8 protein-coding genes are annotated in these 9699 nt (G+C 72.4%); 5 read left to right on the top strand and 3 right to left on the bottom strand.

Features of this window, described 5'->3' with window-relative positions:
• Window positions 1–2182, bottom strand: a 2182-nt coding sequence (locus tag EAO76_RS25040) for a transglycosylase domain-containing protein (protein ID WP_148838354.1), incomplete at its 3' end; no start/stop codon positions are given.
• A gap of 172 nt (window positions 2183–2354) precedes the next feature.
• Between EAO76_RS25040 and EAO76_RS25035 the strand changes: the two genes are divergently transcribed.
• The 4 genes from EAO76_RS25035 (at window position 2355) to EAO76_RS25020 (ending at window position 6063) form a co-directional block, all read left to right on the top strand.
• Entirely contained in the window at window positions 2355–3155 is an 801-nt protein-coding gene (locus EAO76_RS25035) for an ABC-2 family transporter protein (RefSeq protein ID WP_148838169.1), read from the top strand.
• A gap of 88 nt (window positions 3156–3243) precedes the next feature.
• Window positions 3244–4071: an ABC transporter permease gene (locus tag EAO76_RS25030; protein WP_262375748.1), complete on the top strand. Its 828-nt coding sequence runs from the start codon at window positions 3244–3246 to the stop codon at window positions 4069–4071.
• 79 nt (window positions 4072–4150) lie between these two features.
• Entirely contained in the window at window positions 4151–5227 is a 1077-nt protein-coding gene (locus EAO76_RS25025; protein WP_262375731.1) for an ATP-binding cassette domain-containing protein, read from the top strand.
• Between the two features lie 122 nt (window positions 5228–5349).
• Window positions 5350–6063, top strand: coding sequence for a DUF1707 domain-containing protein (locus EAO76_RS25020; protein WP_148838351.1), 714 nt, complete (start codon window positions 5350–5352; stop codon window positions 6061–6063).
• Between the two features lie 244 nt (window positions 6064–6307).
• Here EAO76_RS25020 and EAO76_RS25015 read toward each other — a convergent pair whose 3' ends face one another.
• Entirely contained in the window at window positions 6308–7552 is a 1245-nt protein-coding gene (locus EAO76_RS25015; RefSeq protein ID WP_148838168.1) for an SGNH/GDSL hydrolase family protein, read from the bottom strand.
• Between the two features lie 146 nt (window positions 7553–7698).
• Between EAO76_RS25015 and EAO76_RS25010 the strand changes: the two genes are divergently transcribed.
• Window positions 7699–9135, top strand: coding sequence for a DUF445 domain-containing protein (locus EAO76_RS25010; RefSeq protein ID WP_376037731.1), 1437 nt, complete (start codon window positions 7699–7701; stop codon window positions 9133–9135).
• 77 nt (window positions 9136–9212) lie between these two features.
• On the opposite strand, the gene EAO76_RS25005 is transcribed toward EAO76_RS25010, so the two are convergent.
• Window positions 9213–9515 (bottom strand): hypothetical protein, encoded by a 303-nt coding sequence (locus EAO76_RS25005; RefSeq protein ID WP_148838165.1) that lies wholly within the window; start codon window positions 9513–9515, stop codon window positions 9213–9215.
• Window positions 9516–9699 lie beyond the last annotated feature (184 nt).

Genomic DNA, 9699 nt, shown 5'->3' with positions numbered 1-9699 from the left:
CCTGGGGGCCGGTTTCCTCGTCGGTGGGCGGGAGGGGTTCCTCGACACCGCTCTCCAGGTCGAGGTCGAAGTCCCGGACCCCGGTGCCGCGCAGGGCGGCCTCGGTGTACTGGGCCCAGGTCCGGGCGGGCGGGCCGCCGCCGTTGACGCGGGCCAGGCCGAGCGCCCCGTACAGCGGCTTCTGCACCCCGGTCTCGGGGTCCTGGCCCATGACGGCGATGACGGTGGTGAGGTCGGGGGTGTAGCCGGCGAACCAGGCGGCCTTGTCCTCCTCGGCGGTGCCGGTCTTGCCGGCGGCGGGGCGGCCGGCGGCCTGGGCGGCGGTGCCGGTGCCGCCCTCGACGACGCTCTGGAGGATCGCGGTCGTGGTGTCGGCGGCCTCGCGGGGGACGGCCTGTTCGGTGGTGCCGCGGTCGGGGAGTTCGATGTCCTCGCCGTCCTTGGTGACCTTCACGACGAGGGTGTACGCGCCGTGCCGTCCGTGGTTGGCGAGGGTGGCGTACGCCTCGGCCATGTCGAGGACGCTGGCGGTGGCGACGCCGAGCGCGTTGGACGGGTACGCGGTGAGGTCCGGGGTGTTCTCGGGGAGGCCGAGGTCGATGGCGGTCTGTTTGACCTTGGCGGGTCCGACGTCCTCGGCCATCTGGGCGTAGACGGCGTTGACGGACTTGTCGGTGGCGGTGGAGACGGTGATGGGCCCGTAGCTGATGTCGTCCTCGTTGGCGGGGGCGTAGCCGGTGGGGCCGTCGGGGCCCTGGACCATGCGCTTGTTGGTGCCGTCGTAGACGGTGTCGGGGGTGATGCGGCGGCCGTCCTGGGTGGTGGAGCGGTTGGCGACGGCGGAGGTGAAGACGAAGGGCTTGAAGGTGGAGCCGACCTGGTAGTCGCGGCGGGTGGCGTTGTTGACGTACTGCTTGGTGTAGTCGATGCCGCCGTACATGGCGACGACCCGGCCGGTGCGGGGGTCGACGGAGGCGCCGCCGACGCGGACGTTGCGGTCGGCCGGGCGGTCGGGGCTGGTCTGGGACATGACGTTGTCGTCGACGGCGTCGACGAGTGCGTCCTGTTTCTTCCGTTCCAGGGTGGTGGTGATCCGGTAGCCGCCGGTGGCCAGGGTGTTCTCGTCGATGATCTTGTTGCTGGTGAGGTGGTCCTCGACGGCCTGGACGATGTAGCCGCGCTGTCCGGAGAGCCCGGTGGACGGCTTGACCTTGCCGGGCACGGGGAACTGCATGGCGGCGCGGTCGGCCGGGGTGAGCCACTTCTCCTTGACCATGCCGTCGAGCACGTAGTTCCAGCGGCCGAGGGCCGCGGCCTTGTTCTGGGGGTGGACGACGATGTCGTAGGCGCTGGGGGCGTTGAGGAGGGAGGCGAGGTAGGCGCCCTCGGCGGTGGTGATCTCGTCGATGTCCTTGCTGTAGTAGGCCTGGGCGGCGGCCTGGATGCCGTAGGCGTTGCGGCCGAAGTAGCTGGTGTTGAGGTAGCCCTCGAGGATCTGGTCCTTGGACTCCTCGCGGTTGAGCTTGACCGCGATGAAGAACTCCTTGGCCTTGCGGACGAGGGTCTGTTCCTGGCCCAGGTAGTAGTTCTTGACGTACTGCTGGGTGATGGTCGAGCCGCCCTGTTTGCCCTTGCCGGTGAGGGTGTTCCAGGCGGCGCGGGCCATGGCCTTGAGGTCGACGGCCCGTTCGGAGTAGAAGTCGCGGTCCTCCGCGGCGAGGACGGCGCGCTGGACGGTGAGGGGGATCTGGGCGAGTTTGACGTTCTCCCGGTTGACCTCGCCCGAACGGGCGAGGGTGCTGCCGTCCTCGTAGAGGTAGACGTTGGACTGCGCGGTGGCGCTGGCGTTGGCGGGCGGGATGTCGACGAGTTCGTACCCGGCGATGAAACCGCCGATCAGGAGCAGGGCGAGGAGGAGGATGGCGCCGAGGGTCATCCGCCAGGTGGGGACGGCGCGGCGCCAGCCGGTGCGCTTGGGGCGTCCGGGTTTCTTCGCCCGGCCGCTTTCGGGGGTGGTTCCGTCGGCTCCGGGGGTGCCGTCGGTCCCGTCGGTTCCGGGGGTGCCCTTGCCGTCGGCCGCCGCGGCGTCGCCGCCGCCCGGGGCGTCGTGGGAGGCGGGGTCCCTGGGGGCCCAGCCCCGGGGTTCGCGTTCCCCGTTCGGCTGCTGTGGCTCGTCGCTCATTTCCGTACGGACTCCTCGGACGCGGTCACTTCCCCCATAGTGCCCCTTTCTTCTGAATAACCACCGGATCGACCTCCGAAAAGCGGTCGCGGCGGCCGTCCCGGCTGCACTAGGGTCGTGCGCTTTGGTGTCCGAAGCCGTTGGGCACCCGATCTGATGGGTGGTGGATGCGGTGCGGCTTTACGCGGTGGTGGCGGCGGGCGGGTTCAGGCGTCACGCCACCTACCGGACCGCCACGGCGGCGGGCGTCTTCACCAACACCGTCTTCGGTTTCATCCTGGCCTACACCTACACGGCGTTGTGGGACGAGCGTCCGCAGCTCGGCGGTTACGACATGTCCGAGGCGCTGACCTATGTGTGGCTGGGGCAGGCGCTGCTGATGACCTGCGCCATGATGGGCGGCGGTTTCGAGGACGAGCTGATCGAGCGCATCCGCACCGGGGACGTGGCGGTGGACCTCTACCGGCCGGTGGACCTCCAACTGTGGTGGCTCGCGGGCGACTTGGGCAGGGCGGCGTTCCATCTGCTGGGGCGTGGCATCGTGCCGCTGCTGGTGGGGGCGCTCGCCTTCGATCTGGCGCTGCCCTCCGAGCCGTTGAGCTGGCTGGCCTTCCTCGTCTCGGTGACGCTCGGTGTCGTGGTCAGTTTCGCGATCCGCTATCTGGTGGCGCTCAGCGCGTTCTGGCTGCTGGACGGGGCGGGGGCGGCGCAGATGGCGTGGCTGGCCGGGATGTTCTTCTCCGGGATGCTGCTCCCGCTGACGCTGTTCCCCGGGGTGCTGGGGGAGATCGCGCGGGCACTGCCCTGGTCCTCGCTGCTCCAGGTGCCGGTCGACGTGTTCCTCGGCAAGCGCACGGGGTGGGGTCTGGTGGAGGCGTACGGGTTCCAGGCCGGCTGGGCGGTGGCGTTGCTGCTCGTGGGCCGGGCGGTGCAGTCGGTGGCGACGAGGAGGGTGGTGGTCCAGGGTGGCTGACACGAGCGGTGCGGTGCGGACGGCCGACGGAGCCGGTGCGACCGGCACGGCCGGTACGGCCGGATGGGGTCCCGCGGGCGGGCCCGAAGTGGTGTTCGCCGAACGGCCCGGCCTCGTCGAGGGGCTGCGCGCGTACGGGCTGATCGTGATGATGTGGCTGCGCTCGACGATGGCGTACCGCGCCTCGTTCGCCATGACGGCGTTCGGGAACTTCGCGGCGACGGCCTTCGACTTCGTGACGATCCTGCTGATGTTCTCGCACGTGGACGCGTTGGGCGGGTACACCCTGCCCGAGGTCGCCCTGCTGTACGGGGCGTCGGGCACCGCCTTCGGCCTCGCCGACCTGCTGCTGGGGTCGATGGACCGGCTGGGGCGGCGGGTGCGCGACGGCACGCTGGACACCCTGCTGGTGCGGCCGGTGCCGGTGCTCGCGCAGGTGGCGGCGGACCGGTTCGCGCTGCGCAGGGTGGGGCGGATCCTCCAGGGGCTGATGGTGCTGGGGTACGCGCTGGTGGCGCTGGACATCGAGTGGACGCCGCTGAAGGCGGCGATGATCCCGATGATGCTGCTGAGCGGGACGGCGATCTTCGCCGCGGTGTTCGTGACCGGGGCGGCGTTCCAGTTCCTCGCGCAGGACGCGGCCGAGGTGCAGAGCTCCTTCACGTACGGCGGGAACACCCTGCTCCAGTACCCGCCGACGATCTTCGCGAAGGACCTGGTGCGCGGGGTGACCTTCGTGGTGCCGCTGGCCTTCGTGAACTGGCTGCCCGCGCTGTACGTACTGGGCCGGGAGTACCCGGTGGGCCTGCCGGACTGGGTGGCGTTCCTGCCCCCGGTGGTGGCGGGCCTGTGCCTGCTGCCCGCGGGCGCGGCCTGGCGCATGGGCCTGCGCGCGTACCGCAGCACGGGAAGCTGATCCACGAGCCACGACAACGCATGACAACGCATGACAACGCATGACAACGCACGACGACGAGTGAGGCGGGGCGGCGGACATGGGCGCGGAAATCGATACGGAAGCCGGAACGGGAGCCGGTACGGAGGCGGGAACGGGGACACGTGCGGAGGCAGGCGGGGAAGCGGGCGCGGAGGGCGGGCCCGGGAGCGGTTTCATCGAGCTGGACGGGGTGGAGAAGGTCTTCGACGTGCGTCGCAGGACCGGCTTCATGCGCGGCGAGCGCCGCCAGGTGCGGGCGGTCGACTCGATCAGCTTCCGGGTCGCGCGCGGTGAGATGGTCGGTTACATCGGCCCGAACGGCGCGGGGAAGTCGACCACGATCAAGATGCTGACCGGCATCCTCACCCCGAGCGCCGGCCGGCTGCGGGTGGCGGGCATCGACCCGTCCCGGGAGCGCACGAGGCTGGCGCACCGGATCGGGGTGGTGTTCGGGCAGCGCACCACGCTCTGGTGGGACCTGCCGTTGCGCGACTCGTACCGGCTGGTGCACCGGATGTACCGGATTCCCGACGCCCGTTTCCGGGAGAACCTGGAGCGCTGCGTCGAACTCCTCGATCTGGGCGAGCTGTTGGACGTTCCGGTGCGGCAGCTCTCGCTGGGGCAGCGGATGCGCGGCGACATCGCGGCGGCGCTGCTGCACGACCCCGAGGTGCTGTACCTGGACGAGCCGACGATCGGCCTGGACGTGGTGTCCAAGGCCAAGGTGCGCCAGTTCCTGCGGGACCTGAACGCCGAACGCGGTACGACGGTGCTCCTCACGACCCACGACCTGACGGACATCGAGCAGCTCTGCAAGCGCGTGATGGTGATCGACCACGGCCGGTTGATGTACGACGGCGCGCTCGCCGGTCTGCACGAGGTGGGCCGGAGCGAGCGGACGCTGGTGGTCGATCTGGAGCGCGAACTCCCGCCGATCACACTGGAGTCGGCGCCCTCGGTCCGCAACGTGAAGGTGGAGGGGCCGCGGCAGTGGCTGGCCTTTCCGGCCTCGGAGTCGGCGGCCCCGCTGGTCGCCGGGATCGCCGCGGACTACCCGTTGGTCGACCTGTCGGTGCGGGAGCCGGACATCGAGGCCGTGATCGCGAAGATGTACGAGTCGGCCGCGGAACGGTAGGGCTCGGCCCCGGCGGGCGGGGCGCGGTTCCGGCGGGCCGGGCCGGGGAACCGGCACGTGGAGCTGTGACGGGAGCGCGCCCGTTCAATAGGCTGCGCGGTATGACAAGTGACCTTCCGGAAATGCGTGCCTCCGACGCCGAGCGCGAGCGCGTCGCCGAGACCCTGCGCGAGGCGGTGGCCGAGGGCCGGCTGGAGATGGAGGAGTTCGAGCAGCGGCTCGAAGCGGCCTACAAGGCGCGCACGCACGGGGAGTTGGAGCCGCTGGTCCGGGACCTCCCGGCGCCGGGCACGGCGGTGGCTCCGGTGGGCGCCCGGGGGCCGGCGCGGACGGGTTCGGCGGCGAGCTGGGCGGACCGGGTCGGCAAGCCCGCCACGTCGGGCGGCGCGTTCGCGTTCTGGGGCGGGTTCGGCCGCCGGGGGAACTGGACGGTGGCCCGCAAGTTCACCGCGTTCTCGATGTGGGGCGGCGGTGAGATCGATCTGCGCGACGCGAACTTCGAGGACCGCGAGGTGGTCATCCGCTGCTTCACGATCATGGGCGGGATGCATGTGACGGTTCCGCCGGAGCTGAACGTCGAGGTCCGGGGCATCGGCATCATGGGCGGCTTCGGGGAGTCCTCGAAGGACGAGGGGGTTCCGTCGCCGGACTCCCCGCGGGTGCGGATCACCGGCTTCGCGCTGATGGGCGGCGTCGGTGTGGAGCGCAAGCGGAGCAAGGCGGAGAAGCAGCGGCTGAAGGAAGCGGAGCTGGAGCGGTTGCGGGAACTGGACCGCGAGAGCGGCCGGGGCCGCCTGGAGAAGGGCCCCGGCTCCTCGGACCGGCCCGGGGACTGACGGGTCGAGGACCGACGGGCCGGAGGCCGGGACGGGTCGGGGCGGGCCGGGGAGTTGGTACGGGGCGCGCGGTACTGAGGGCCGGTACGGGTGCGCGGTACGGGGTGCGCGCGGTGCGGGGTGGTACGGGGCGCGCGGTACTGAGGGCCGGTACGGGTGCGCGGTACGGGGTGCGCGCGGTGCGGGGTGCCGTACCGCCTCCGCCCCGCCCGTGTTCGTACCGCCTCCGCCCCGGCCCGATCGTTCAGAGCTCGTCGGACACGGGGCGTTCGTGGACCAGGGTCGTCAGATCCACCGTCGAGCCCAGCAGCCGGTAGCCCGCGTCGTTCAGATGGAGATGGTCGCCGCTGTCGTAGGCCGGCCGGAGCCGCGTCGGGCGGTGCGGGTCGCGGGCCGCCGCGTCGAAGTCGACGACGGCGTCGAAGACCCCGCCCGCCCGGATCAGTTCGTTGACCCGCTGCCGTACCTCCTCGCGCGCGGGGGTCCAGGTGCGGAACCCCTCGTACGGCATCAGCGTCGCCCCCACGACCCGGAGTCCGTGCGCCTGGGCGCGCCGCGTCATGGACCGCAGGGCGTCCGCGATGCGGTGCGGGTCGGTCTCCTGCGGGGACTTCTGCACGTCGTTGATGCCGAGCGCGATGACGACGGTCCGCACCCCGGAGACGCCCAGGGCGTCGCGGTCGAAGCGGACGCTCGCCCGTACGCCGCGGCCGTCGCGCAGGACGCGGTTGCCCGCGATGCCGGCGTTGGCCACCCCGTACCGGCCGCCCAGCCGGTCGGCGAGCACGTCGGGCCAGCGGCTGTTGGTGTCGGAGGTGGAGCCGGTGCCCGCGGTGAGCGAGTCGCCGATCGCCACGACCGTTCCGGCGGCGGCCCGGGTGCGCACGTCGACGGCGGTGAGGTAGCGCCAGCCGTCGGTCCGCCAGGTGCCCCACGCGGTGTCCACGTACGAGGTCTGATGGCTGCCCGGGTGCATGGTGACGGGGCCCTCGGGGGCGGAGGTGCGCAGCGCGACCACGAGGTCGGCGTCGGCGGCGACCGGGACGACGACCGGGTCGCTGACGAGCTGCCCGCCCGCCGCGACGGTCGCGCGGGCGGCGCCCCCGAAGGTCACGGTGCGGGCGTTCACGGTGACGCGGTCCAGGTGCAGCGGGCGGGTGCCGAAGACGTTGGAGAGGGTGACGCGGGCCGCGTCACCGCCGATGCTGGTGTGCACGACGTTACGGATGGTGCGTCGGTTCAGGGCGCTGCCGTGGGCGGTGTCGGGGACCCCGGCGATGGGGGCCGCCGCCCAGGTGGCGGTCCAGAGCCCGGCGGAGCGCGCGGGCGCGGCGGGGCCGCGGGCCGCGGCCCCGGGGGCGTCGGCCGGTGCCGGTCGGCCGCCGGGGCCGGAGAACAGCAGGGTGCCCGTGAACGCCACGGCTGCGGCGAGCACGGCGGTGCCCGCCAGGAGGGCGATGAGCAGGGCGTACCCCTGGCGCCTGGGCATGGTCGGTGGGTCTCCTCATGATCGATTGTGCTGGTCCCATGATGGGACAGGTCGTCGGGAACTCGGCGTGCGGCCCGGGAGTAGGTCAGGTAGGCACAATGCGTACGGGGCACCGGGAGCGGGGCGTACGCGGACGGGTGGAGCGGATGGAACGGATCGATCGGACCGGACCGGAGGAACGACCCGGACCGGAAGAGGACCGCACCGGACCGGAGCAGGAGCGGACCGGACCGGCGGAAGGGGCGCGGGGCGCGCGGCGGCCGGTGCGGGCGGCGGGCGCGGCCCGCACCGTGCCCGGTGACCGCCCGGCTCCCCTCGCCTCGTTCGCGTACACGGCGGCCGACGAGGAGAAGCGGCGCGGCGTGCGCCGGATGAAGACCACGGCCACGGGCCTCCTCCTGCTGGTCGCGCTCGTGTACGTACTCGCCACCTGGGCGAAGAACGAGGGGGTGGGCGGCTGGCCGGGCTTCGTCGCCGCGGCCGCCGAGGCGGGCATGGTGGGCGCGCTGGCCGACTGGTTCGCCGTCACGGCGCTCTTCAAGCGCCCGCTCGGCCTGCCGATCCCGCACACCGCCATCATCCCCACCAAGAAGGACCAGCTGGGGGCCTCCCTGGGTTCCTTCGTCGGCGAGAATTTTCTCTCCGGCGACGTCGTGCGGGGCCGCATCCACGGCCTGGGAGTCGGACGGCGGCTCGGTGCCTGGCTGGCCGAGCCGGAGCACGCGGACCGGGTCACCGCCGAGCTGTCGACCGCGCTGCGCGGCGCGCTGACCGTGCTGCGGGACGCCGATGTGCAGGCCGTGGTGGGCGAGGCGATCACCCGGCGGGCGAACGCGGTGGAGATCGGCCCCGGCCTCGGGAAGATGCTGGAGAAGGTCGTCGCCGACGGCGGCCACCGCAGGGTGGTGGACCTGGTCTGCACGCGTGCCCACGACTGGCTGGTGCTGCACGGCGACTCGGTGATGGAGGCGGTGCAGGGCGGGGCGCCGGGCTGGACGCCGCGGTTCGTGGACAAGCGGATCGGGGAGCGGGTCTACAAGGAACTGCTGCGGTTCGTCACGGAGATGCGGGACATGCCGGGGCACCCGGCGCGCGCCTCGATCGACACCTTCCTGACGGACTTCGCGTCCGACCTCCAGACGGACTCGGACACCCGGGCCCGGGTGGAGCGGCTGAAGTCGGAGATCCTGGGGCGCGGCGAGGTCCAGGACGTCATCGCCTCGGCCTGGGCGTCCGTGCGCTCGATGATCATCGCGGCGGCGGAGGACGAGCAGAGCGAGCTGCGGCTGCGCGCGCGGGCCTCACTGATGGGGCTGGGGGCGCGGCTGGCGACGGACGACCGGCTCCAGGCGAAGCTGGACGGCTGGCTGGAGGACGCGGCGGTCTATGTCGTCACGACGTACCGCACGGAGATCACGTCGCTGATCAGCGACACGGTCGCGAGCTGGGACGCGGACCAGACGTCGAAGAAGATCGAGGCCCACATCGGCCGCGACCTGCAGTTCATCCGGATCAACGGCACGGTGGTGGGCGCCCTGGCGGGCCTGCTGATCTACACGGTGTCCCGGGCGCTGGGGGCGTAGGGCCGTAGGGCGCAGGGGGTACGGAGGCAACGGACCCCCGCCGTGTACGCGGTCCGGAGACCCGTCGCGTACGAGGTTCAGGCCGCCCGGCGGGTGACCGCCCACGACGCGGCGGCCATGCCGCCCGCCACGGCGAAGACGGCGGGCCAGGCGCCGACCTTCTTGGCCAGCGGGTGCGAGCCGGCGAACGCGGCGACGTACGCCGTGGTCAGCCCGACGGCCGCGCGCGGTCCCGCCTGCCGGTTCCACTCGTAGGCGGCGGCGGTGCCCGCGGCGGCGAGGGCCACCCCACCCAGCGGCCGCTTCCCGGTCCACCGCGCGACGGCGTAACCGCCGACCAGCCCGCTCGCCGCCACCGCCGCTGCCGGAACCTTCGCCATCGCCGCCACCTTCGCCTTCATGTCTCGGTAGTCCGGGCCCGGGCCCGGGCCCGGGTCTTCGAGGCTAACCCGATACCGGGGGCAGCTGTCGCCAAGGGGGTGCACAGACGTTTACCCTGAGGGTGAACACGTGTACACCCCGGTCCGGTGCCGAGTTTGGCCCACCCCGGGTCCGGACCCGGGG

Origin of the sequence: Streptomyces sp. sk2.1 (assembly GCF_008120935.1) — a bacterium.
Classification (GTDB): Bacteria; Actinomycetota; Actinomycetes; order Streptomycetales; family Streptomycetaceae; genus Streptomyces.
The sequence above is the reverse complement of the archived record's forward strand: the minus strand, read 5'-3'. Positions and strand labels throughout refer to the sequence as shown.

Excerpts from the sequence above, each read along its gene's own strand:
- EAO76_RS25025 (WP_262375731.1), top strand. The coding sequence starts at position 4,151 with ATGGGCGCGGAAATCGATACGGAAGCCGGAACGGGAGCCGGTACGGAG.
- EAO76_RS25005 (WP_148838165.1), bottom strand. The coding sequence starts at position 9,515 with ATGGCGAAGGTTCCGGCAGCGGCGGTGGCGGCGAGCGGGCTGGTCGGC.
- EAO76_RS25020 (WP_148838351.1), top strand. The coding sequence starts at position 5,350 with ATGCGTGCCTCCGACGCCGAGCGCGAGCGCGTCGCCGAGACCCTGCGC.
- EAO76_RS25010 (WP_376037731.1), top strand. The coding sequence starts at position 7,699 with ATGGAACGGATCGATCGGACCGGACCGGAGGAACGACCCGGACCGGAA.
- EAO76_RS25015 (WP_148838168.1), bottom strand. The coding sequence starts at position 7,552 with ATGCCCAGGCGCCAGGGGTACGCCCTGCTCATCGCCCTCCTGGCGGGC.